Raw genomic sequence first — 22,634 nt, forward strand, 5'->3', positions numbered from 1 at the left:
CCGCCTGCGCTAAGCGCGGGCAGCCACCCGCCACGCGGCGCGATGCATATCCAACGTTCCGCCGCTTTGCCCTGACACCGACGCCCCAGTACCATGCCCTGTGTGCTCCCGCCTGCCGACGTCACTCGGCGGGATTTATCCCTGAACGAGCCCCTGAATATGCCCTTGATGCTACGCCGCGCCGCAGCCCTGTTACTCGGCGCTCTGTACCTGCCATTGGTCGTCGCAGCCGACACCCAACCCACCCACGAATTCTTTCTGGATAACGGCCTCAAGGTGATCGTGCGCGAGGATCATCGCGCCCCGGTGGTGGTATCCCAGCTCTGGTACAAGGTCGGGTCCAGCTACGAGTCGCCCGGAAAGACCGGGCTTTCCCATGCGCTCGAACACATGATGTTCAAGGGCAGCCGCAAGCTTGAAGCAGGCGAGGCGTCGCGCATCCTGCGTGAACTGGGTGCCGAGGAAAATGCCTTCACCAGCGACGACTACACCGCTTATTACCAGGTGCTCGCACGTGATCGTCTGGCCGTTGCCTTCGAATTGGAGGCCGATCGCCTGGCGAGCCTCAAGCTGCCGGCCGACGAATTCGCTCGTGAGATCGAAGTGATCAAAGAAGAACGGCGGCTGCGCACCGACGACAAACCCAGCGCCCTGGCCTTCGAGCGTTTCAAGGCCATGGCCTACCCCGCCAGCGGTTACCACACGCCTACGATTGGCTGGATGGCGGATCTTGAGCGCATGACCGTGGAGGAACTGCGCGCCTGGTACAAAGCCTGGTATGCACCCAACAACGCTACGCTGGTGGTGGTCGGTGATGTCACGCCGGACGAAGTCCGTAGCCTGGCCGAGCGCTATTTCGGACCTATCGACAAGCAGCCGGTGCCCATTGCCAAGCGCCCGCTGGAGCTGGATGAGCCAGGCGAGCGCCGCCTGCAGTTACATGTGCAGACGCAGGTGCCCAGCCTGATCATGGCCTTCAATACCCCCGGCCTCGCCACGAGCGAGAATCCGACGCAAATCCACGCCCTGCGCCTGATCAGCGCGCTGCTCGATGGTGGCTACAGCGCGCGCCTGCCGCAGCAACTCGAGCGCGGCCAGGAGCTGGTGACCAGCGCCTCGGCCTGGTACAACGCCTACGCTCGCGGCGACAGCCTGTTCGTTCTCAGCGCGGCGCCCAACATACAGAAGGGCCGAACCCTTGAAGAAGTAGAGGACGGTCTCTGGCAGCAACTCAACCTGCTCAAGCAGACTGCTCCCTCGGCAGAAGAACTCGAACGGGTCCGCGCTCAGGTTATCGCTGGCCTGGTTTACGAACGTGACTCGATCACACAACAGGCCACCACCATCGGCCAGCTGGAAACCGTGGGACTGTCCTGGCGACTGATGGACGATGAACTCAGCGCCCTGGAGGCGGTGACTCCAGAAGACATCCAGCAAGCCGCCCGCACTTATTTCACCCGCTCGCGCCTGAGCGTTGCCCATGTTCTGCCCGAGGAGACCGGCGATGATTGATCGCAACTTGGTGCGTCGCAGCCTGCTTGGCCTGGCGCTGGTGTCCTGCCTGGGGCTGGCCGCCTGCGATGGAAAAACCGGCGAAACCGCTGCATCGATTCCCGTACCGACCGAAGAAACAGTTGCCACGCCGGCAGAATCCGGACAAGCCATCGCCAAGGCAGCCGAAGAGGATAAGTCTCGGCTGGAATCGCTGGACGAGCTTGGCGACCAACCTCTGCCGCGACGTGAGCTGGATATTCAGAGCTGGCAAACCGAAGGCGGCGCCAAGGTGCTGTTCGTCGAGGCCCATCAGCTCCCGATGTTCGACCTGCGCCTGACCTTTGCCGCCGGCAGCAGCCAGGACGGCGGTGTGCCGGGACTGGCCATGCTCACCAACGCCATGCTCAACGAAGGAATCGAAGGCAAGGACGTCACCGCCATCGCCGAGGGTTTCGAAGGGCTCGGCGCCGACTTCGGCAATGGTTCTTACCGCGACATGGCGATCGCCAGCCTGCGCAGTCTCAGCACGGCGGACAAACGAGAGCCGGCGTTGCAACTGTTCAGCCAGGTGCTGGGCCAACCGACTTTCCCGGCGGAATCGCTGCAGCGGATCAAGAACCAGGTACTCGCCGGCTTCGAATTCCAGAAGCAAAACCCCGGCAAGCTGGCAAGCCTCGAACTGTTCGAGCAACTCTACCAGGACCATCCCTACGCACACCCCAGCGAAGGCACACCGGAATCGATCCCCGGCATCACTGCCGAGCAGCTGCGCGGATTTCATGCCAAGGCCTACACCGCTGGCAATGCCGTGATTGCCCTGGTCGGCGATCTCAGCCGCGAGGAAGCCGAAGCCATCGCCGCTCAGGTTTCCAGTGCGCTGCCGCAAGGGCCGGCACTGCCACCACCACCCGTGCCGAACGAGCCCACTGCCGGCAAGCACCACATCGACTTTCCTTCCAACCAGACCCACCTGCTACTCGCGCAACTGGGCATCCCCCGCGGGCACCCGGACTACGCCGCGCTCTACCTGGGCAACCAGATCCTGGGCGGTGGCGGCTTCGGCACCCGCTTGATGGAAGAAGTCCGGGAGAAGCGCGGGCTGACCTATGGCGTGTATTCGGGCTTCAGTCCGATGCAGACCAAGGGCCCGTTCATGATCAATCTGCAGACCCGCGCCGAACTCTCCGAAGCGACTCTCGGGCTGGTGCAACGCCTGGTCGCCGAGTTCCTTGAACAAGGCCCGACGAAGGCCGAACTCGAACGCAGCAAGCGCGAAACCGCTGGTAGCTTTCCCCTATCCACCGCCAGCAATGCCGATATCGTTGGCCAGCTGGGCAGCATCGGCTTCTATGATTTGCCGCTGACCTACCTCGAAGATTTCATGCAACAGGTCCAGGCACTGTCGGTCGAAGATGTCAGGACCGCGATGAGCAAGCACCTCAGCGCGGACGGCTTCGTGATCGTCACTGCGGGCCCGCAAGTCGAGCAAAAGCCGCTGCCGGCACCGAGCGAAAAACCCATTGAGCAACCCAGCAGCGTTCCGGAGCATTGATGGCCAACCCACCCATTCGTCCTTCCGCTCATGGTGGTCAGGGGCAGCTACGCATTATCGGGGGCGAATGGCGCAGCCGGCGCTTCAGTTTTCCCGACGCCGAAGGGTTGCGACCGACACCTGACCGGGTACGCGAAACACTATTCAACTGGCTCGCGCCTTATATGTCCGGTGCGCGCGTGCTCGATCCTTTCACCGGTAGCGGTGCGCTGTACCTGGAGGCGCTCTCCCGCGGCGCCAGCATGGCCCTGGCGTTGGATGTGAACGCCAACGCCATCGCCAGCCTGCGCAAGCATCTGGACACGCTCAAGTGTGGGCAGGGCCAATTGCTGCAAAGCGATGCCCTGCGCTACCTGGAAACCCAGACACCAACGCCTTTCGATCTGGTCTTTCTCGACCCCCCATTCAACAAGAACCTGCTGCAACCCGCCTGCCAATTGCTGGAAACCAACGGCTGGCTGGCCAAACACGCCTGGGTCTATACCGAAAGCGAAGCTGTGCCTTCGAGCCTCGGCCTGCCCGGCAACTGGCGGCTGCACCGGGAGAAGCAGGCCGGCAAAGTGCACTACGCGCTGTGGGAGCGCAGCGGCGAGTCGTAGCCATTCGCCTGCTTGATGACATCAAGGTGATGAGCACAGCAACCAGACGTGAACCAACCAGAACCGCGGTACCGACCCGTACCGTAACCAGCAACGGGGCCATTCAGTGTCCGTGACCTTTCCTGACATCGCCGCCGAACCTGAAACGAGCCCGGCCTTCGCACCGGCCTGCTGGCTACCTGGCGGGCACCTGCAGACCCTCTGGAATCCCTTCTGCCGGCGCTCGCCTGCGCTGCCGCGCCGCCGCGAGCGCCTGTGGCTCACCGACGGGGATTTCATCGATCTCGATTGGCACGGCCCGCACGATCCGGCGACTCCACTGGTACTGGTTCTACATGGGCTGACCGGCTCTTCGAGTTCGCACTACGTGCTCGGCCTGCAACAACGACTGGCCGCCACAAACTGGGCCAGCGTGGCGATCAACTGGCGCGGCTGCTCGGGCGAACCGAACCTGCTACCGCGCGCCTACCATTCCGGTGCCAGCGATGATCTTGCCGAAGTCATCTCGCATCTGCGCGCCAGCCATCCGCTGGCGCCTCTGTACGCGGTGGGCTACTCGCTGGGTGGCAACGTGCTGCTCAAATATCTCGGCGAGACGGGCAACAGCGCACCCTTGCAGAAGGCCGTGGCGGTCTCCGTACCGTTCCGGCTGGATCAGTGCGCCGACCGCATCGGTCTGGGCTTTTCGCGCGTATACCAGGCGCACTTCATGCGCGAGATGGTGGGCTATGTGAAGGACAAGCAACGCTTATTCACCCAGCTGGGTGCCGCGGATCATCTGTCCGCCCTGGAACGGCTCGGCTCGCTGAAAGGCCTGCGCACCTTTTGGGATTTCGACGGCCGCTTCACCGCCCCGCTGCATGGCTACACCGATGCCAGCGACTACTACCGCCGTGCGTCGAGCCGCTATTTTTTGCCGGATATCCGCATCCCGACGCTACTGATCCAGGCGGAAGACGACCCCTTCGTGTTTCGCCACAGCGTGCCCGAACCGGCTGAACTTTCATCGACCACAACGCTGGAGCTGCACCGCAGCGGCGGACATGTCGGCTTCGTCGAAGGCTCACCGACCAAGCCGCGCTACTACCTGGAGCGGCGGATACCGGAGTGGCTGGCCGCAGGCAGCGACTGAGTAACCAAAACCCAGCTCAGCGGCCAAGCATGAAGGTTTCGTACTCAAGATCATCCAGCGAACTGGATAGACGAACCAGCCCAAGCAGCACGCAAGCCAGTACTGAGAGAGTGAAGCCGTAGCCGAAGAAACTCGGTCCCAGCTGCTGGCTGGCCATGGTCAGCGCGGCATTGAGCAGAACGAAGATCAGGCACAACTCCAGGACGATGCTGCGCTTGTCGAGATAGAAGAAGACGTTCAACAACGCCATGAACACGACCTGGATGCTGACGCCGATCAGGTCAACGTAAAACAGCGGCAGGTAATAGGCGGACATACCCAACCATGCCAGCAACTGCGGGGCGATCAGGAACAGCAACACGACAGTCAGCCCCTGAACCTTGCAGATTTCCAGCAACCCTTGGCGCACGGAAAGGATCATCTGGTGTTTGAGCTGGCCGATATGCTGCAAGGTCTCGCCACCGCGAATGGCCGAATAGACGCGGTCATACCACTCGGCAAAGTCCGTTTCGATGCGCACCAGAAATACCGCCATGCCAGGGATAATCGCCAGATAGGCCAGGAAGATCGGCAGGTCATAAAGCATCGAAGCCCGCAGTGGCCCGATGACTTGATTGGAAGTGCTGGGATTGAACCAGAACAGAATCTTGTCGATCCAGATACCGAGGTTGTAGCAAAGACCGGTCAGCAACAGGCTGATAAATACCTGCTTGCGTTTCAGAAAATCGAAAGCCACCAATTGTTTGGCCGGGTATTCCCGCAATATGTCGAACAGGAACATGAAGAACAGGCTGGCGTGCCCTATCAGCAAGCCCATCAGCAATCCTTCGAGCTTGAGGAACCGTAGCAGGAACGAACACAGCACCATCAGCGAATAGCCTGCCACCATCACTAGCAAGATGCGGTTGTAGGCCTTCATTCCAGACAGGAAAACGATCGTCAGCCACAGGTTGCAGAGCACCACGAAGTTGGCCAGCATCAGCAACCGGTAGAGGAACGGTTGGTCGAACAGCACGCTCAGCAGGGCGAAGCCTAGTACTCCCGACGACACGGTAACGACCAGCAGGATGCCCACCAGGTTCGGCAGGATGCGCTCCTCCTGCTTCTCGAACAGCCGGTCGGAGATGAAACGGGTGAAGAACAGCTGGGCGCCCCCGGTAATGATCAGCGAGGCCGCCATCAGATAAGTCACGCTGACCAGAAACTGGCGAATCAGCAGTTCGGGGATTACTACACCCAAGCTCATAACGCCGATCACCATGACGCTGATGATGGACAACACCCAGGGGCCAGAACTGATCAGCCCTGCGTAGAGATAGGCTCTAAGCGTTGCGGTGTAGGAATCGCGAGAAAGAATTTTGCGCAGCTCGAATCCGATACCGGCCATGTCAGACGGCTCCCATGGCGTTGCGATAGAGGGTGCGATAACGCTCGAGCATCAGTGCGTCGGTGTAATAGCGGTTGACGCGTTCCAACCCCACCGCCTGCGCCGCCCGCCAGCGCTCGGAATCGCTCAGCAGGTCGACGATGGCGCGCGCGGTGGCCTGCGGATCGGCAATGGGTACTACCTCACCGGCGCGCCCCAGTGCGGGTTGTTCGTCCGGCGCTCCTTCGATCAACTCTCGGCATGAGCCCACGTCGCTGCTGACCACCGGCGTGCCTGCAGCCCAGGCCTCGAGAATGACCAGCGGTTGCGCCTCGCTGATAGATGTCAGCACCATCAGCCCCAGGCTTGGCAGCAGCTCGTGTATCTGACGAAAGCCGAGAAACTTAACGCGGCCTTCCAGCCCCAAACTGATCACCAGGCTGCGACATTCGGCAGCGTATTCCCGATCTTCTTCATCAGGTCCGACTATCCAACCCTCTGCTTCAGGAATGGCGCTGATCACGCCGCGCATGGCGCGGATGAAGGTTTTCACGTCCTTGATCGGCACCACTCGGCCGACCAGCCCGACAATCGGAGGGATGCCTGGCGGCCGACGTTCCAGCGCATCGACCCAGCCGGACATGGCGATACCGTTGGGGATGACACGGGTGCGCGCTGGTTCCGCGCCATCGGCGATTTGCCGTTGGCGGTTGCCGTCGTACAGGGCGATGATCGGATCGGCCGAGCGATAAGTCAGCAAGCCGATCCGCTCGAAAAATCGGATCCAGAGCCGGCGAACATAGCTGAATTCGGCATCCAGGCCCATGCGCAAAGCTTCGTCCGGGCTGTCGGATATCCAGCTGGCCTGGGCCAGGTCGATCTTGCGCTCCTTGGTATAGATCCCATGCTCGCTAAGCAGATAGGCGCATTGCCAGCGGCGCTGAAGAACACTCCCTACCAAACCCGCATAGCCAGTGGAAATGGCATGCAGTGCACGCGCTCGCGGCAGCCGTGTGATCGCCTGCGCCAGCATCACCAACGGCGCTTGCATGGTGCGCAGCGTCCAAAAGTAATTGATGAACGATGGGTCGCTGCAATGCCGCGTATAACCTTCGGTGATCGCATCCCAGCTCGCCCGGCTGTGCAGTACGTCGTCCAGCGTTAGCCGGCACGAGGCCAGCATCTCGAGAATCGCTTCGCCCTGCTCCGCATCCGGCGGGTCCGGGTGATGGAAAAACTGGTGCATCTGGTGCATCGGCTCGCGTGAACCCTCGCGCTTGGCGGCGGCGACCGCATCCCCCGGCCGCCATGCGCTTTCCAGAAAATGTTCCTCGATATGCACCACATTCGGCGGGATCTTGTACTGGCGCTTGGGATAGGCCTCTCGCTGTCCGCCAATGAAAAACACCGAAAAGGTGAACTCCGGCAGGCCAAGGATCAACTGATTTACCCAGCTGGATACACCGCCACGCACATAGGGCCAGGTGCCCTCGAGCAGCAGGCAGATATCAGCGACAGGGGCTTCGGGTAGATTCTTGGTCACAACCAGTATTTCCCTAAGGCGGCAAATGGTGGGCGGTTCAACACATCCTCCGGCAGCTTTGCCAACTGCTCCGGGACCTCCGCATAGCGCCTCTCGATAAATGCGATCTCTGCGCGAAAAGGCGCCAGTTGCTGCGCGCCGACGCCCGCGGCCTCGGCATTCGCCAGGTGTGTCTTGGCGGCATCCAGGCGCTTGTGCTCCAGTGCGATGCGTCCTGCCAGGACGTGCGCGTAGGGATTGTCAGCATCAGCGAGGGTTTGCTCGACATGTTCTCGGGCCTGGCCAAGCACATGGTCGAGCACGCTTCCCTGGGCCAGCCCCAAGTAGGCCAACTCCCAGTACCAGCGCGCCAGGGCGTCGTGCAGCGCAGCCTTGTGCCGGGTATCGGCGGTAGCCAACTGCTGGAGTGCCATTTCGATACGATGGTTGATCTCGCTCTCCTGCTTGTCGAGCATGGAATAAGCCAGCAGCCGTACGTCATCGGCTGGATCGCGCAGCGCCAATTTGAGCATCGGAATCGCCTCGCGGCCCGGCATGCGCCGCGTGGCGAAGAGCGCCGCCAATCGCTTCTCCGTGTCCGGTGCATGGCGCAAGACATCCTTCAGGCCGCCATCGCTGAACATCAGCTCACGGCCGCGTTCCTGCGGGCGAAACGGCAGCTCGGGCACAGCCATTGAGTCCCAACTCTGCTCCTGTCGACGACGCGGCAAATACAAAGCCGGGAACAGCGCAGCCGCGACGCCCACGGCCCCCAGCAGCGGCACGAAAAAGGCCAGACTGAAGATGAATAAGGGACTCCAGGGCAACGGAAACTTGTAACGCCGCGGCAATACCAGCCAGATGCCACCGCTGAGCATGGCACTGCTGAGTGCGTGCGCAACTATGTATAGGAGCGTCGCCTGAACAAGCCCGAGGGACTGGCGGAAGGCGGCCCAGCTGCCCACCTCGAACAGCAGCGCGCCGCTAAATAGCCACTTGCTGATCATTCAGGTCGCACTCACGGAAAAGAAAATTACGCAGCGCATCGCGGCCATTTGCCGTGCCGAGGTCATGGTCGAGCACGCGCACGTCCAGGCTCTCGAGCGATTCGCTGGTGCCGAAGCGTTCACCGAGCAGGGTGTTCAGACGGAACAGATAGCCTTGAGCGCCTTCGGCAGAAGTCAGCGGCAACAACACCAGCACACAGGTATTGCCGCGCTGGTTGCTCAGCCTGAGCTGCAGATCCAGGCCGCGCCGGCTGTCTTCGATCAGACGCAGCACCTCGGCGCCGCGCGGCGAGGCGCTTATCTCGAACGAGAACAGACAGGCGTCCAGCCCGTGCCGCTGCGCATCGGTCAGCGAGCGCTTGAGATTCTGGCTGAACAGCTGGCTGTCCATGTCCTGCAGATGACGCGTTTGCGGGTCGCTGAGCATCAAGTCGGCGATATGCCCGGCGAGAATCGCCAGTAGTCCGAAGATCCGCTCGTTGAACGAGAAGAACGGCATCTGCTCCACCGCCAGCAGCGCCACGACGAGCCCTTCGGTATCGACCAGCGGCACACATAGCTGGTATTGCGAGTGCTGGCGGTGTTCGCCACGCTCGAGTAGTTGCTCGCGAATGCTCACCAGTTCACCGCGTTGCACGCACATGCGCACCAGCAGATCATCGGTGTTCATAGGCGCCGCTTCACCGATCAGACTCAAGGGCTCCGGCACGACGCTGCCACCGTGCACGCGATACAGACCGGCGGCCCGGAACGAGCCGTACTGCGCGAGTAGATTCATTACCGGCTCGGCCAATGCGGCAAGCGTATCGTCACCGCGTGGCAGGTTGCGCAGTTGGTTGCGCAGCCCGTACAGGGAACTGCGCAGGCTCTGGTCATTGCCGGCAACGCGCTGTTCGAGACGGTCATGCGAAATGCGCAGGATGTAGTGCGCGCGGGTGAACTCGTCGAGTCGCAGCTGCCGATAATCGTTGGCCAGGTCGAGCCGTTCCAGCCGGCGTTCCCAGATATCACGAAACTCACCCACCAACATGCCGCTCACCAATACTCCGACGATGAATGAGGCGGGCATTTCTGGATAAATCCCGTCACCGAAACGGTGATAGGCGATCAAGGCGAGGATCAGCAGCACGGCACTGACCAGGCCGCGCATGAAGCCATAGCGCATACCCAGCAGCAGCGGCGCCATCACCGGCCAGGGGAAAGTGCCGTGGACCATCAGCGGATCGTCAGGCGAAATCCAGTAGCCGAGCGCGATCGCCATCCCGCTGAGCAACCAGGTCTCCAGCCAGGAGACAGCACCGCTGGCACGTGGCGCCAGGCTGAAGTCCTTGTGTGCCGATCCGATCGCCATTATTCGAGACGCAACGCGCCGGCCAGCTCACGCAGCACCTTCTGCGCCGTGCCTGCGAGGCTTTCGCGGGACCAGCCGGCACGCGCACCACTGTTGCTCCACACTACGCGACCGCTAGCCACCTCGATCACTTGCAGGCTCATGCCCACTGCGGGCTCACCGTCGAGCCCACTCTTGTATTGCCATTCCTCGACGCTGCCGCTGATGACGTAATCGAGCCGCTCGGCTTGAGCCCAGGCCATCGCATGGTTGAACCGTTCACGATCATCGATCAGTGGCGCCACACCCTGAGCCACGAAAGGATAGTGGCGCGGCTGCAGACCGCGCTCGGCAAGTACGCTGAGCAGGATCTGTTCGGCTCGCTCACCGGCCTGGGGCGCCTGGGAGTAGTTGACGATCGGCACCAGCCCCCAAGCCGCATCGCGCGGCAACGCCGAAGCGCTCTGGTCGGTGAAGCTGGAGCAGCCGCTGAGGAAAAACGCCACAGCCAGCAAGGCCAGGCAGCGAATGGATGACATGGTTGATTCTCCTTGTAGATCGCGCATCAGCGTCCGAAACGGGCGCTATAAGTCATGCCCAGTGTTCCACCCGGTTCGCCGTCACCGCTGCGCGGTGCGGACTGGAAGCCAAAGGTGAAGGCCAGTTCATCGTCGCCGAGCACTCGCATGCCGACGCCAGTGGTGATCGCGTAATTGGGCTGCTGCTCCGTCCACTGCCAGCCCGCCAGCAGATCGAGCAGCCAACTGTATTGAGCTGTTCCTTGGTTCAAAGCGCCTGGAAAACCACGCCGCCAGGTACTACCGACATACAGCTGGCCGAAGCGGTCTTGAAGCAGGTCGGCTGCCAATGCTGGCTCCGGCCCGTTCGTCTGTATCGAACTCAACTCGCCCGCCTGGCTGTACCTCGAGTAGCTGAGCCCGCTACGCAGGGTCCAGCTCGGCCCCTCGAAAAAAACCGCATGGCTCAGTTCGAGATTGAACTGATGACCGTTACCCACGGCTTCGCCATCCAAAGTGCTGAAGCGCTGATGAGCCAGCGACCAGCTGAGCTGATCGCGCGCGCTGATCCCATGGCGACCATTGATGCTCAGCGCGTCGCGCCTGCCCAAGGCCCGCAGCAGTCCGCTTTCTTCGGCCTGGCGGTGCCAGTCGAACTGCAATTCAAGCGCGTCGGAATCGCCCAACTGCAAGCTGCGCGAAACGCTCGCCCCGCGACGCTCGCCCTCATCGTGCTGGCTGCGGTCCAGCGCAACGCCCAATGCACCGTTGGCCAGCGTACGGGTCAGTTCCAGCTCGGTTGTCTGCTCGACTCCGGGTCGCGTACCTAACAACCCTGTACCGGAATAGTCGAGCCGCGCCAGGGACAGCTGCGCATGCCAATCTGCATCCACTTGCCTGGCGATTCGTGCCGTCTCGCCCTGAAACCGAATGGTGCCGAAATCCTGCTGGCGCATACCGAACTGGAAGCCCTGCGGTCTGCTCTCCTGCAACGCCAGGCTTTGTCTCAACAGCTGCTGGCGTATCGCAGCGGGTTGTTCGGCGGACAATGCCGCAAGGCTCTTTGCCAGCGGCTGACCAGTGCCGCCCAGCCGCATCAGGGCTTCGACGCGCTGCGCCGGGTCCAGCCCGTCCTGCGCCAGCAAGCGCTCGAGCAGGCCGCGGTTGTTTGCCTGCAACGCTTGCTGCAACTCGGCGTACTGATTGATCCGCAAACCGTTGCGGCGCCCCCAGGAGATCCATTCGCCCTTCGCTGCCGTTTGACCCAATGCATCGAGCTGGGCGCTGAACTGCTCGAACCACAGTTGCAGCATCGGCCGGGATCCATCGCGCCAGCGCAGCGCCTGTTCCGTAGCCAAACGGGTCGACCAGCTGTTGCTCAATAACCGCAGATACGTCTGGTACCGGGCCGGATTCGCCGCGGCCGTGTGCATTTGGCTCGTGCCTAGCAGATGGCGACGCAGGCGTAACGCGCGATCGCTATAGCCGGTACTGTCCAGGACGTCGGCATAAGCCGCCTGCACGAGCCAGTCGTTGGGGTTGGCATGCAAATACAGATCGAACCAGCGCAAAGCCTCGTCATTGCGGTTGAGCAGTAGGCTGGCACTGGCAAACGGCAGCCATAAGCGACTGCTGCCGGTTGCCAGAGGACGCCACTGAGCCAGTAACGGCACCAATGCATCGGCCTGATTGTGATCGATGTAGTGCCACAGCAGCTGCTCACGGAACCGGTTCGAGCGCGGAAACCGGATCAACGCCTGCCGGTATAGCCGCCCTGCCTCGGCAGAATTGCCCGCTCGTTCGGCCAGCAACGCACGTGCGCTCCACAGAGCCGCGACCGATCGGCTGTCTGGCATCCGCTGCCCTTCGGCAACCAGCACCTCGAGCCGCGCCATGTCATCAAGGTCCTCGGCGAGCTGTAGCGCCCGGCTGAGGTTCGCCGGTGTGCGGTTGCGCTGCCAGCTGGCGATCATCACATCCAGGGCGGTGGCCGGTGAACTGCGGCTGTACAGCCTGATCAGGCGTTCCTCGCCAGTATCGTCCAGGTCAACACCCAGGGTTTCGAGCCTGCGATAGCTGTCCAGTGCATCGGCGTTGCGTTCCAGTTCCCAGGCAAGCTCGGCGCGAAGATGCCAATAGGCTTCGTCAGTGACCGCGTCCGCATCCAGGTCATTTAGTACCTGCCAGGCGCCTTTCGGGTCGAACAGCTCCCAGTTGACCCGCGCCCAGCTCACCCGCTGGTCAACGTTCAGCCCGAAGCGGCGTTCGATCTCGGCCCAAAGCTCGGCCTGCGCGGCTAGTTGCTGGGTCTGTTCGAGAACCAGTTGCAGGCGCAGCCAGGCCAGTTGATGGTCGGGGTGCAACTGCAGGTAACCACGCAGCCAGCGCTCAGCCTCGCTTGGCGTACCACGAGCCTGGTGGCTGTAAACCAATGCCTCCAGCTCCGCGTCCGATAGCCGACGCTGCTCGGACAGCGCCGCCAGCAGCGCGACGGTGTGATCGAAGTCGAACAGCTGTGCGGCCAGGCGCCAAGTATGTTCGCGTATTGCCGGACGGTCATCGGTCTCGACCAACCGCAGCCAGAAGTCCAGCGCCTGAGCGGAGTGACCGGTCCATTCGCCGAGTTGAGCCAGTTGTTCGAGCCGCGCGGCATTCAGCGGGCCTATGGTCGCCAGACGCTGGCCGATCAACCAAGCCTCGTCGATCTCCCCGGCGGCCAAGCGCAGGTCAAACTCCACGTTGAAGGCCGCTACGTCATCCGGTGCCAGCGTGCGCCATCGCGCCACGGTTTCGCTCGCCAGATCGAAGCGCTGGCTACCGACCGCTGCCTGCGCCGCCGAGCCAAACAGCGCGCCATCGGCTTCGGTCAGTAACGTCAGGTTGCGGTGGATCAACTCGGCGGCTTGCTCAGCGCGATCGGCCGACCGCAGGGCAGAGAATGCCTGCTGCAGGTATTGGTGTTTTTCAGCTCTGGTTTGCGCGGTTGAAATCAGTCCGGTGAATATTTGCGCGGCCAACAACGGTTCACCCGCCGCCAGATGGGCACGGGCGGCCTCGCCCAGCCAGTAGGCACGTTTGGGTACGTCGCGCTTCGCCAGATCACGGTAGATCGGCGCAGCCAGTCGGGGAGCTGACAGCGCGAGCGCGTAGCCGGCCTGACGAACCAACTGGTCGATAGAAAGAGTGCCGCTCTCCACGCCACGCAGTTGATCGAGCAATCTTTTGCGCGCCTGATCCGATATGCCGTCAGGATTGGCCGTGGCCTCGAGAATCGCCAGCTCCATGAGATAGAAGCGCACGCTACCCGCCTCGCTTGCGGCCAGCTGAAACACATGCGAGCGCGCGCGTGCATAGTCGCCCAGCTCGATCAGTTGCTCGACCAGTTTCCGGCGCAGGTCGGTATCGTCCGGATGAGCTTCGAGCAACAGTTCGGCATAGTTGATGGAGACAGCATCGGGCCGCTTTTCACCGGGCATGAAGACATCTTCGCCAGCGTAGGTCCAAACCAGCACCCCGCCCACCAGTACCACTACCAGCAGCATCGTCCAGGGACTCAGCAGACGTGCGGACTCAGTGGCAGCGTAGTTGCGCATCGGCCATCCGCTTCATTGGTAGATCGAACTGCCACAGGCCATCATTGCCGGTCGCCTGATAGCGCTTGCCCTCGACATCCAGCGAACAAGCCGCCGCCGCGCGCACCGAAAAGCGCAGCGGCACTTCACCGGCGAAGGACAGCCTGATACTGCCATCGCCGAGATACTCCCACGCGAGCAATGGCAGGTTGGCTTCCTCGAGCGCGGGACGCGGATCGCGCTCGCGGCGCAGGGCCAGCACGGCATTGGCGTCGCTCAGGTGTACATAGCGCCCCTGCGGCAGGTCACGCACGCCAGCGACACCGCTCGAACGCGCAAGGTCAGGCCAGCCCAGCGCCGGATCCAGGCGTAGGGTGCGCAGGCCATCCAGGCCGCGAACTTGCCAGCGACCATCTGGCAAGCGCGCCAGACTGGCCTGATGCAAGCCGTGCATGCGGGTGATGTATTGGCTCATCCATAAGGAGATCGGTTGCTCGGCCTGCATCGAGCGGTAGATGTCCTGCATTACCTTGATCGAGGCCTGCTTGGTCCCCGAGTAGAAGTGGTAATAAAGGTGCAACCCGCGCAACCGCCGAGGGCTATCGGTCAGCGCAAACGTATCGAGCACGCCTCGAAAGCCGTAATAAGGGCCCTTCCAGAGATTGGTATAGAGGTTCTCGTTGATGACCGGCGCGTAATACTGAACGCCCCCCGCGGTGGGCCTGATCAGCGGTGACAGACCTGTCAAGGATGGGTATGCGCGGGTTAGCGCAGTGGTGCCACCATTGACGTTGGCCAGACCTGCCTCGTAAGCCAGCTTGATGGTCGCTGCGTCCGGTAAAGCATCACCCGACCAGAAAATCATTTTCACCGGTTTGTCGGCAGTGGTCAGACGCTGGTTGATATAGGCCGTGGAACCAAACACCTCACGCTTGAAATCAAGCTTGTCGTAACCCGGGATAGCCATCATCAACCCGTACTCGGCGGTGAACCCTTCACGATGTTGCGCCCGCTCCGGCTGCCAGAAGTACGGGTGACTGAATGAGTGGGTTGCGACCTCGACCTTGGGGTCGGCAAAAATCTGCCGGGCGATCGGCTCCAGTTCGCGTGCCAAGTGCGGGAAACGGCCCTTGGGCCCGATCTCGCCCTCGATCACCGAGACGGATGTCAGAAACGGATGTGGCTTGATGAAGGCATCGAACACCTCGCGCCCGGCATAGGGGGAGCCGGTGACCTCGGCGCGTGACAGGAAGCCATCCCCATCGATGTGCACCGTGGCGATCCTGCGGCCGTTCTCGGTGGTTGCATCCGGTCGTGGCAGTGGCGGCAATTGCAAGGCGCGCTGCAAAAAAGCGAAGGGATCGAGCATCCAGCGCTGGCTACCCGGACCCTCCTCGATAACATAAGGCTTCAGAGCGATGCCGCCCCAAGGCCCGGTTGCCACCGGCACGTATCTACGCTTTTCGCTATCGACCAGCACCAGCCCCGGCGTCGTCGCGCCACTTTCGTGGACCGTCAAGGCTACGAGATCGCGAACCCGGATCGTCAGCGGCGCCTCGAATTGCCCCAGTAGCGTCTCGTCCTGGCTGGCGACGACGACCTCTCCCTCCGCTGGCGCACCGACACGACGCAGGCCCATGCGGTTGAGCAGATCGTCGTTGTCCAGTGGAAGGCCACCCATGATCGCCAGCGGAACGCCTTCATCCATCCGTGCCGATAGCCACCGGTTGAACACCGCGGGTTCGTCAGGGGGGCCGCTGGTCATCCAGGTAACGACGCCAGCATAAAGCCCGCTCATCGGCCCATCGGGCAATTGGTCAGCAGGCAGATAGTCGACGCGATAACCGATGTATTCCAGCAGGCCGCCAAGAAAAAGATGGCCTCGGTTGGATTCCAGCGGGCTCTCGCGGCGGTCGTAGACCAGCGCGATGCGCCGCGGCTGTACCTCCACGCCGCTAACGCCGAGGTAATTCAGTTCGGGCATCGTCACGAAGGGTACGAAGCCCTCGCGCTGTAATCGCAGGGCTAACGCTCGCGCCTCGTCACGACGCGAGGCTGGTAAATAGTCGATCGCAATCAGGGGTACGCCCTGGGCGCGCAACGGTTCGAGATGCGTTTCCAACCAGTCGCGGTCGTCTTGGGGAACCGTTCGGTAGCGCCCGGTATTGGCATCCCAACCGGAATGAATCGACTCCACAGCCACTGCCGAGGCGACTCCAGGCAGTTCCGGCAGCACTTCGAAACCGCGATTGAAGATGAGCTCGAGGGTCGGCTGGCGGTGCTTGAGCTCGATGAGAAAGTCTCGTAATGCGACCCGCTGCGCCTCTCGCTCGTCCGCTGGAAGCAGCTGAAAACTGTCAAGGGTATCGAGAAACAGTCCTGTATAGCCCTGCTTTGCCAGCTCGCCAGCACGATTCAGCAAATAGTCACGCCAGGCCTGCGAAGTTATCAGCATGACGTGGCTGTTCCAGGCCTGGTTACGCACGCTGCTGGCGCCTTCCGCCAGAGCGCTGCTCGACCCACTGAAACTTCCATCGAACTCACCCACCGACAGGTAGGCGAACGGCTGGCTGCCTTGATCGCGCAAAAATCCGATGTCAGCAGTGTTCGCGTGAGCAGATTCGAGCACCACCCAATCGAACTGGGACAGTTCGGCGAGAGGCGGGCTATCGGCGTACCAGAACACCACGCTGCGTGGTGCTTGCGGGTTGCCCATCACTGGTCCGTCAGCCGCAAACAGAGCGGCGCAGAACAAGGCCAAAACGGTGCCGATTAGCCCCGTGAAGACGCGCGATGCCAAAGACAAACGCCGCGCATTGCCCGTTGCGTCGATTCGACAGACGAAGGCATGAAAGAACCGCATGGTTCACTCAGAGTCATTTGTGAACCGGTATTAATCCATATGCAAAACACCAATACAAGCAAAATGCCACTATTGGTGACAAGAGTTTGACCCACGCAAAGAGAAACGCCAATAAACCACTGAAACCAAAAGATAATCGCCCTTCAGTGAGACCGCCGTCTTCAATCAGAAATGCAAAGTCACCGACAGCCGCTGCTGCAGAACCTCGAAAGCCCCACGCGCTTGCGGCACGACAAACCCATCCTCAAGCATCAGCAACTGATAGATACCCCGCTGCAGCATCGTTTCGCTAAGCGCGGTCGCGCTGCTTACCGTACAAAGAAACCGCACCCAAGACGTCATGATGATCCAGGCATTAACTGACAGCGCCTCCACCTGGGCAGACGTCATGTCGAGAATGCCGGCTTCGACGAAACCCTGATAGATCCGCTGCGCGCTCATCAAATGGCGCTTGGCGAACAGGCGGTAGCGCTCCGCCAGTTGATCATCGTTGCTCAATAGATGCTCGAGATCCCGGTGCAGAAAGCGGTAGTCCCACATGACCGAGAGCAGCGCTTCGAGGTAAGCGGTCTTGTCGTCGATGGTCAGCGCGCGACCTTCGGGTAGTTGCAGGAAGCCATCGACGCCCGCCTCGTAACGGTCGAACAGCTCGGCGATGATCATCTGCTTGTTGCGAAAGTGGTAATAGAGATTGCCCGGTGAAATCGTCAGATGCGCGGCGATGTGGTTGGTGGTCACGCTCCGCTCGCCCTGAGCATTGAACAGTTCGAGGCTGGCCTGAAGGATGCGATCGCGGGTTTTCGATTTCGGAGACATTGCGGGAGAGGTTCATCCGTCGCGCTAAAACTGGAGTGCAAAGGTAACCCAGCAATCACGACAGAGCACCTCGATTGACAGGCTAGAGTCTTTACTCTAATAAAGCTCATCATTGCACATTTTTTGGAGCATCGCCCATGCTTGCCGACATCGCCTACCTGGACCAGACGCGCCTGGAAACCGAACGCCTCCAGCCGCTGTTCGAGCGCCAGCGCAGCGCCTTTCAGGCCAACCCCAGCCCGCTCGCAGAGGATCGTCTGCAATGGCTGGAGGCACTGCACGATATCCTCGCCGGCAATCAACAAGCGTTGATCGATGCTATCAGTCAGGACTTTGGCAACCGCTCGGCAGACGAAACGCGGCTTGCGGAAATCATGCCCAGCCTGCACGGCATTCGTTACGCCAAGCACCATCTCCGCAAATGGATGAAGCCATCGCGACGCCGCGTGGGAATGGCCTTTCAGCCGGCCAGTGCGCGAGTGGTTTATCAGCCGCTCGGCGTGGTGGGCGTCATCGTGCCCTGGAACTATCCGCTATACCTCGCCATCGGCCCGCTGGTCGGTGCACTGGCCGCAGGCAACCGGGTGATGCTGAAGCTGAGCGAGTCCACCCCGGCCACCGGTCTGTTGCTCAAATCGCTGCTGGCGCAGATATTTCCAGAGGATCAGGTGGCGGTAGTGCTCGGCGAGGCGGACGTGGGCATAACCTTCTCGCGACTGCCCTTCGATCATCTACTGTTTACCGGCAGTACCAGCGTCGGCCGGCATGTGATGCGCGTCGCCGCGGAGAACCTAACACCGGTCACGCTTGAGCTGGGCGGCAAGTCACCAGCCATAGTCTCGAAGGATGTACCGCTGACCAACGCCGCCGAGCGCATCGCCTTCGGCAAGACGCTGAACGCCGGGCAGACCTGCGTTGCGCCCGATTACGTGCTGGTGCCGAAGAATCGTGTCGATGGTTTCGTCGAGGCCTATCGCGGCGTAGTCCGGCGCTTCTATCCGCAACTGGCCGACAACCCCGACTACACCTCGATCATCAACCAACGCCAGCATGTGCGGCTACAGAGCTATCTCGACGATGCCCAGGCCAAAGGCGCGCGGGTTTTGCCCCTGTTCGATCAAGCCCAGGAGCGGCGCATGCCGCACTATCTGTTGCTCGACGTAAACGATGATATGCAAGTGATGCAGGACGAGATCTTCGGGCCGCTGCTGCCGATCGTGCCCTACGACGACATCGAACAGGCGCTTGCTTACGTCAATGCGCGCCCTCGCCCGCTGGCGCTGTACTACTTCGGCTACGACAAGGCCGAGCAGCGCCGCGTATTGCGCTACACCCATTCCGGTGGCGTCTGCCTCAACGACACCTTGCTGCATGTCGCCCAGGACGATCTGCCATTCGGCGGCGTCGGCCCGTCGGGCATGGGCCATTACCATGGGCACGAAGGCTTTCTGACCTTCAGCAAGGCCAAGAGCGTGTTCATCAAACAGCGTTTAAATGCAGCCCGCTTGATCTACCCGCCGTACGGCAAGCCCCTGCAGAAGCTGATCTACAAACTGTTCGTGCGCTGATCTCTGCGCGCGCTGGTGAGATAACAACGATGACTATCGCCGCCTTACCGCTTTCCCGGCGCGGCCTGCTCAAGGTTGGCCTGTTCGGCAGCGCGACCCTGACCGGTGCCGGCCTTCTCGGTAGCCTGTTCGGCTGCAGTGGTGAGCGTGCTGCGAGCGGTTTCGTCCTGCTGCGCGATAGTGATCTGCCTATGCTGCGCCGCCTGATACCGGTGGTGCTGAAGAACGCCGCAGCAGATATGCCAGCGGCGGTACAGGGAACATTGGCGAGCCTTGACCAGGGGCTCGCTCACTTGTCGCCAGCGCTCTCACATCAGGTATTGCAGTTGTTCGACCTGCTCAGCCTGCCGTTTACCCGAGGTCCTCTGAGCGGTATCTGGGGCGGCTGGGAGCAGGCACCGAGTGAAGACATCCATGCGTTCTTGCAGCGTTGGGAAAACAGCTCGCTGACGCTGCTGCGCCAAGGCCACGCCTCACTGCTGCAGATGATCGGCATGGTATGGCCGCCCGGAATCCTGGAGCCACTGCGGTTATCCCGGCCCGCCTGCCGTCTAGCCTGTTAGCGATTCGCCTGCCCTGCCGCCCACCGATACCGAGGACCCAAGATGCCCGTTGCCGACCCCTTTGCCGATGGCATCGCTCGCGGCTGGGTTTCCCACCAGCATCGGTGCCAATCCCCAATTATCGATCTACGGACTAGCCGCCAAACTCGCCAGTCAATTGGCCGAGCGATTGAAAAATGCCTGAACAGCGGCGTTGTGCCACTCCCGGCGGTGATCCGCTTTGATGCTTTACGCTGCCGATACCGAGCCGCTACCATCCACCACCCACGCATGCGTCAGGACGCCGCGATGAATCGAGTGCTGTATCCAGGAACCTTCGATCCAATCACCATGGGCCACACCGACCTGGTCGAGCGCGCCTCGCGCCTGTTCGACGAGGTGATCATCGCTGTCGCTGCCAGCCCTAACAAGAATCCCCTGTTTCCGCTCGAACAGCGCGTGGCGCTAGCCCAGGAAGTGACGGCGCATCTGCCGAACGTCAAGGTGTTGGGCTTCTCCAAGCTACTGGCTCACTTCGTCATCGAACAGAAAGCCAATGTCCTATTGCGCGGCCTGCGCGCGGTTTCCGACTTTGAATACGAGTTCCAGTTGGCCAATATGAACCGACAACTGGCTCCCGATGTGGAAAGCCTGTTTCTCACTCCGTCGGAGAAGTTTTCCTATATTTCTTCGACGCTGGTACGCGAGATCGCCCGGCTCGGCGGCGATGTCAGCAAGTTCGTCCACCCCTCGGTGATGAAAGCGCTGACCGAGCGTTACGCCTCGCGTTAAGCGCATTCAGCTACGCGGCGAATAAGCGGTCCCGACAAACTCCGATCGTTGCCGCGTGCACCGGGCGAGCTGATGCGGCAAAATTGGCGCGTCGTATTTACCTGCGCTGCGGCTCGCCCCGCAGCTGGAGTTAGCTGGATGTCCCTGATAATCACCGATGACTGCATCAACTGCGATGTGTGCGAGCCCGAGTGCCCGAACAACGCGATTTCCCAAGGCGAGGAAATCTACGTCATCGATCCCAACCTCTGCACCGAATGCGTCGGCCATTACGATGAGCCGCAGTGCCAACAGGTCTGTCCGGTGGATTGCATTCCGCTCGATGAAAGCAATGTCGAGAGCAAGGATGAATTGATGCAGAAATACCTGATCATCACCGGCAAGGCCTGATCAGCAAACCTTCGCGACCTCATCCGCTAGGTGGGGTCGGCTAGTCCCCCTCTCGCTCGATCCACAAACTAACCTTCGTCGCTCCGATAACGCGTTCCGCGTTCCGGATGCGCCTGCGCGCGCCGACGAAGACCCCGCAGCTGCGTGCCGGCATTTAGGAACGCAATCGGCGATTCAGAAACAACGCGGCTTCGCACGCAGTCAAGCGGCGAAGCCGTAGGGAAGCAGGTCGATAGCGGTTCCGACCTGATGATGCAGGCCGAGCATCAGTCCTGGCGGTTGTAGCCGACGCGGGTGCAACCCAGGCAGCGGGCAAAAGCCGCGGCGCCAGGCTCGACGACCAGCGCCTGGCCGGTTTCCTTGATTCCACCACCCATGGCGCTGAACGGCAGGCTGACAACGAACAGGCCGGCGCCGATAACAGTGGCGGCAATCAGCAGCGGACGAGCGATCAGCAGATCGCCGACGATGGAAAAGGCTTTGGGGGCTTCGACGGCGTACATGGGATCGCCGCTGGCGTTCTGCTGCACCGATTGCGCCTGGGCCGGCATCGCCAGCAGGCCAGTGGTCAGGGCCAAGACAACAGCAGTGGAGCGAAACAGTTTCATGGTGTGGTCCTTCAGCTGGGCGAAACGAGGCAGATAATTGTAGTGACGGTCACTATAGCAGTGGCCATCGGTTGTTGATCGTGAACACCGTCAATGCCTGCGCAGTCGCATGGCAGATCGTCGGCGTCATCGTTGACAACGTCCGCAATAGACGCTGGCGCGCTGACCCAGGCGAATTTCCCGCAGGGTCGAGCCGCAGCTCTTGCAGAAATCCCCGCCGCGCCCATAGACGAACAGCTCCTGCTGGAAATATCCCGGCTTGCCGTCGCCACCGACGAAATCGCGCAGCGTAGTGCCGCCGCGCTCGATGGCGTAGGCCAGGATGCGTTTGATTTCCACGGCAAGCTTCAGATAACGCGCCCGCGATACCGTCCCCGCGGCTCGGCGCGGATCGATGCCAGCAGCAAACAGCGCCTCGCTCGCATAGATATTGCCGACGCCAACCACCACCGCGTTATCCATGATGAAGGGTTTGATCGCCATGCTGCGGCCCCGCGACAGCTGGAACAAGCGCTCGCCGTCGAAGGCCTCGCTGAGCGGTTCGGGTCCGAGGCTGGCGAGCAGAACATGACTCAACGGCGCATCGCTCCAGAGCAGCGCACCAAAGCGCCGCGGATCGGTGTAGCGCAGCGCCATACCGGACTCGAGGAGGATATCGACATGCTCGTGCTTGCCCACCGGGAGGTCCCCCGGCACCAGGCGCAGGCTGCCAGACATGCCCAGGTGAGCGATCAGCGTACCGACCTCGGCCTTGATCAGCAGATATTTGGCGCGCCGCTCGACCGCCTCGATACGCTGGCCGGACAGGCGTATGTCCAGATCTTCTGGAATCGGCCAGCGCAGCCGCCGCTCGCGCACGATGACGCGGATGACACGCTGACCGACGAGATGCGGCTCGATGCCGCGGCGGGTGGTTTCGACTTCTGGAAGTTCGGGCATACGAGCAATCGACAATGGACCGGG

At 61.6% G+C, this 22,634-nt stretch carries 17 protein-coding genes and 1 pseudogene; 8 read left to right on the forward strand and 10 right to left on the reverse strand.

Going from position 1 to position 22,634, the window contains the following annotated elements; all coding sequences use genetic code 11:
• The first annotated feature begins 159 nt into the window (after window positions 1-159).
• The 4 genes from NAV33_RS06010 (at window position 160) to NAV33_RS06025 (ending at window position 4,777) form a co-directional block, all read left to right on the forward strand.
• On the forward strand, window positions 160-1,512 hold the full coding sequence (locus NAV33_RS06010; protein ID WP_255977905.1) for a M16 family metallopeptidase: 1,353 nt from the start codon (window positions 160-162) through the stop codon (window positions 1,510-1,512).
• Entirely contained in the window at window positions 1,505-3,046 is a 1,542-nt protein-coding gene (locus tag NAV33_RS06015; RefSeq protein WP_255977907.1) for a M16 family metallopeptidase, read from the forward strand. Before NAV33_RS06010 ends, NAV33_RS06015 begins: the two co-directional genes overlap by 8 nt.
• Window positions 3,046-3,645, forward strand: a complete 600-nt coding sequence (gene rsmD, locus NAV33_RS06020) for a 16S rRNA (guanine(966)-N(2))-methyltransferase RsmD (protein ID WP_255977909.1) — start codon at window positions 3,046-3,048, stop codon at window positions 3,643-3,645. Before NAV33_RS06015 ends, rsmD begins: the two co-directional genes overlap by 1 nt.
• A gap of 106 nt (window positions 3,646-3,751) precedes the next feature.
• On the forward strand, window positions 3,752-4,777 hold the full coding sequence (locus NAV33_RS06025; protein ID WP_255977911.1) for a hydrolase: 1,026 nt from the start codon (window positions 3,752-3,754) through the stop codon (window positions 4,775-4,777).
• A 16-nt stretch (window positions 4,778-4,793) separates the two neighbouring features.
• Here the strand turns inward: NAV33_RS06025 and pelG are convergent, their stop codons facing one another.
• The 8 genes from pelG to NAV33_RS06065 all read right to left on the reverse strand — a co-directional run bounded on the left by pelG (window position 4,794) and on the right by NAV33_RS06065 (window position 17,771).
• Window positions 4,794-6,164: an exopolysaccharide Pel transporter PelG gene (gene pelG / locus NAV33_RS06030; RefSeq protein ID WP_255977913.1), complete on the reverse strand. Its 1,371-nt coding sequence runs from the start codon at window positions 6,162-6,164 to the stop codon at window positions 4,794-4,796.
• A 1-nt stretch (window position 6,165) separates the two neighbouring features.
• Window positions 6,166-7,686 carry a GT4 family glycosyltransferase PelF gene (pelF, locus tag NAV33_RS06035; protein ID WP_255977916.1) on the reverse strand — a complete coding sequence of 507 codons (1,521 nt, stop codon included), beginning with the start codon at window positions 7,684-7,686 and terminating at the stop codon, window positions 6,166-6,168.
• Entirely contained in the window at window positions 7,683-8,672 is a 990-nt protein-coding gene (locus NAV33_RS06040) for a HEAT repeat domain-containing protein (RefSeq protein WP_255977918.1), read from the reverse strand. Before NAV33_RS06040 ends, pelF begins: the two co-directional genes overlap by 4 nt.
• Window positions 8,650-10,023: a PelD GGDEF domain-containing protein gene (locus NAV33_RS06045; RefSeq protein ID WP_255977920.1), complete on the reverse strand. Its 1,374-nt coding sequence runs from the start codon at window positions 10,021-10,023 to the stop codon at window positions 8,650-8,652. Before NAV33_RS06045 ends, NAV33_RS06040 begins: the two co-directional genes overlap by 23 nt.
• The gene (locus NAV33_RS06050) at window positions 10,023-10,541 is read right to left on the reverse strand and encodes a penicillin-binding protein activator LpoB (RefSeq protein ID WP_255977922.1); all 519 of its coding nucleotides are present in this window, start codon (window positions 10,539-10,541) and stop codon (window positions 10,023-10,025) included. Before NAV33_RS06050 ends, NAV33_RS06045 begins: the two co-directional genes overlap by 1 nt.
• A gap of 26 nt (window positions 10,542-10,567) precedes the next feature.
• Window positions 10,568-14,113: a tetratricopeptide repeat protein gene (locus NAV33_RS06055; RefSeq protein WP_255977924.1), complete on the reverse strand. Its 3,546-nt coding sequence runs from the start codon at window positions 14,111-14,113 to the stop codon at window positions 10,568-10,570.
• Window positions 14,091-16,955, reverse strand: a complete 2,865-nt coding sequence (locus NAV33_RS06060; RefSeq protein WP_255977926.1) for a bifunctional glycoside hydrolase 114/ polysaccharide deacetylase family protein — start codon at window positions 16,953-16,955, stop codon at window positions 14,091-14,093. Before NAV33_RS06060 ends, NAV33_RS06055 begins: the two co-directional genes overlap by 23 nt.
• A 165-nt stretch (window positions 16,956-17,120) precedes the next feature.
• Window positions 17,121-17,771: a TetR/AcrR family transcriptional regulator gene (locus tag NAV33_RS06065; RefSeq protein ID WP_255977928.1), complete on the reverse strand. Its 651-nt coding sequence runs from the start codon at window positions 17,769-17,771 to the stop codon at window positions 17,121-17,123.
• Between the two features lie 137 nt (window positions 17,772-17,908).
• Here NAV33_RS06065 and NAV33_RS06070 point away from each other — a divergent pair, with 137 nt between their 5' ends.
• The 4 genes and pseudogenes from NAV33_RS06070 (at window position 17,909) to NAV33_RS06090 (ending at window position 21,063) form a co-directional block, all read left to right on the forward strand.
• A complete protein-coding gene (locus NAV33_RS06070; RefSeq protein ID WP_255977930.1) occupies window positions 17,909-19,339 on the forward strand; it encodes a coniferyl aldehyde dehydrogenase in 1,431 nt (476 codons plus the stop codon).
• 29 nt (window positions 19,340-19,368) lie between these two features.
• Window positions 19,369-19,894 (forward strand): annotated as a pseudogene (locus NAV33_RS06075) (twin-arginine translocation pathway signal protein).
• A 296-nt stretch (window positions 19,895-20,190) separates the two neighbouring features.
• Window positions 20,191-20,673: a pantetheine-phosphate adenylyltransferase gene (gene coaD, locus NAV33_RS06085; protein ID WP_255977932.1), complete on the forward strand. Its 483-nt coding sequence runs from the start codon at window positions 20,191-20,193 to the stop codon at window positions 20,671-20,673.
• Between the two features lie 138 nt (window positions 20,674-20,811).
• Window positions 20,812-21,063: a YfhL family 4Fe-4S dicluster ferredoxin gene (locus NAV33_RS06090; RefSeq protein WP_255977934.1), complete on the forward strand. Its 252-nt coding sequence runs from the start codon at window positions 20,812-20,814 to the stop codon at window positions 21,061-21,063.
• A 266-nt stretch (window positions 21,064-21,329) separates the two neighbouring features.
• Here NAV33_RS06090 and NAV33_RS06095 read toward each other — a convergent pair whose 3' ends face one another.
• Window positions 21,330-21,671 carry a multidrug transporter gene (locus NAV33_RS06095; protein WP_255977936.1) on the reverse strand — a complete coding sequence of 114 codons (342 nt, stop codon included), beginning with the start codon at window positions 21,669-21,671 and terminating at the stop codon, window positions 21,330-21,332.
• Between the two features lie 126 nt (window positions 21,672-21,797).
• Complete coding sequence (mutM, locus tag NAV33_RS06100) at window positions 21,798-22,610, reverse strand: bifunctional DNA-formamidopyrimidine glycosylase/DNA-(apurinic or apyrimidinic site) lyase (protein WP_255977938.1); 813 nt, start codon at window positions 22,608-22,610, stop codon at window positions 21,798-21,800.
• Between the last annotated feature and the right edge of the window lie 24 nt (window positions 22,611-22,634).

It is taken from the genome of Stutzerimonas stutzeri (assembly GCF_024448715.1).
GTDB lineage: Bacteria > Pseudomonadota > Gammaproteobacteria > Pseudomonadales > Pseudomonadaceae > Stutzerimonas > Stutzerimonas stutzeri_AR.

What these genes read in the sequence shown, in the direction of transcription:
- NAV33_RS06010 (WP_255977905.1), top strand. Translation starts at nt 160, where the DNA reads ATGCCCTTGATGCTACGCCGCGCCGCAGCCCTGTTACTCGGCGCTCTG.
- NAV33_RS06015 (WP_255977907.1), top strand. Translation starts at nt 1,505, where the DNA reads ATGATTGATCGCAACTTGGTGCGTCGCAGCCTGCTTGGCCTGGCGCTG.
- rsmD (WP_255977909.1), top strand. Translation starts at nt 3,046, where the DNA reads ATGGCCAACCCACCCATTCGTCCTTCCGCTCATGGTGGTCAGGGGCAG.
- pelG (WP_255977913.1), bottom strand. Translation starts at nt 6,164, where the DNA reads ATGGCCGGTATCGGATTCGAGCTGCGCAAAATTCTTTCTCGCGATTCC.
- NAV33_RS06040 (WP_255977918.1), bottom strand. Translation starts at nt 8,672, where the DNA reads ATGATCAGCAAGTGGCTATTTAGCGGCGCGCTGCTGTTCGAGGTGGGC.
- NAV33_RS06045 (WP_255977920.1), bottom strand. Translation starts at nt 10,023, where the DNA reads ATGGCGATCGGATCGGCACACAAGGACTTCAGCCTGGCGCCACGTGCC.
- NAV33_RS06050 (WP_255977922.1), bottom strand. Translation starts at nt 10,541, where the DNA reads ATGTCATCCATTCGCTGCCTGGCCTTGCTGGCTGTGGCGTTTTTCCTC.
- NAV33_RS06055 (WP_255977924.1), bottom strand. Translation starts at nt 14,113, where the DNA reads ATGCGCAACTACGCTGCCACTGAGTCCGCACGTCTGCTGAGTCCCTGG.
- NAV33_RS06060 (WP_255977926.1), bottom strand. Translation starts at nt 16,955, where the DNA reads ATGCGGTTCTTTCATGCCTTCGTCTGTCGAATCGACGCAACGGGCAAT.
- NAV33_RS06065 (WP_255977928.1), bottom strand. Translation starts at nt 17,771, where the DNA reads ATGTCTCCGAAATCGAAAACCCGCGATCGCATCCTTCAGGCCAGCCTC.
- NAV33_RS06070 (WP_255977930.1), top strand. Translation starts at nt 17,909, where the DNA reads ATGCTTGCCGACATCGCCTACCTGGACCAGACGCGCCTGGAAACCGAA.
- coaD (WP_255977932.1), top strand. Translation starts at nt 20,191, where the DNA reads ATGAATCGAGTGCTGTATCCAGGAACCTTCGATCCAATCACCATGGGC.
- NAV33_RS06090 (WP_255977934.1), top strand. Translation starts at nt 20,812, where the DNA reads ATGTCCCTGATAATCACCGATGACTGCATCAACTGCGATGTGTGCGAG.
- NAV33_RS06095 (WP_255977936.1), bottom strand. Translation starts at nt 21,671, where the DNA reads ATGAAACTGTTTCGCTCCACTGCTGTTGTCTTGGCCCTGACCACTGGC.
- mutM (WP_255977938.1), bottom strand. Translation starts at nt 22,610, where the DNA reads ATGCCCGAACTTCCAGAAGTCGAAACCACCCGCCGCGGCATCGAGCCG.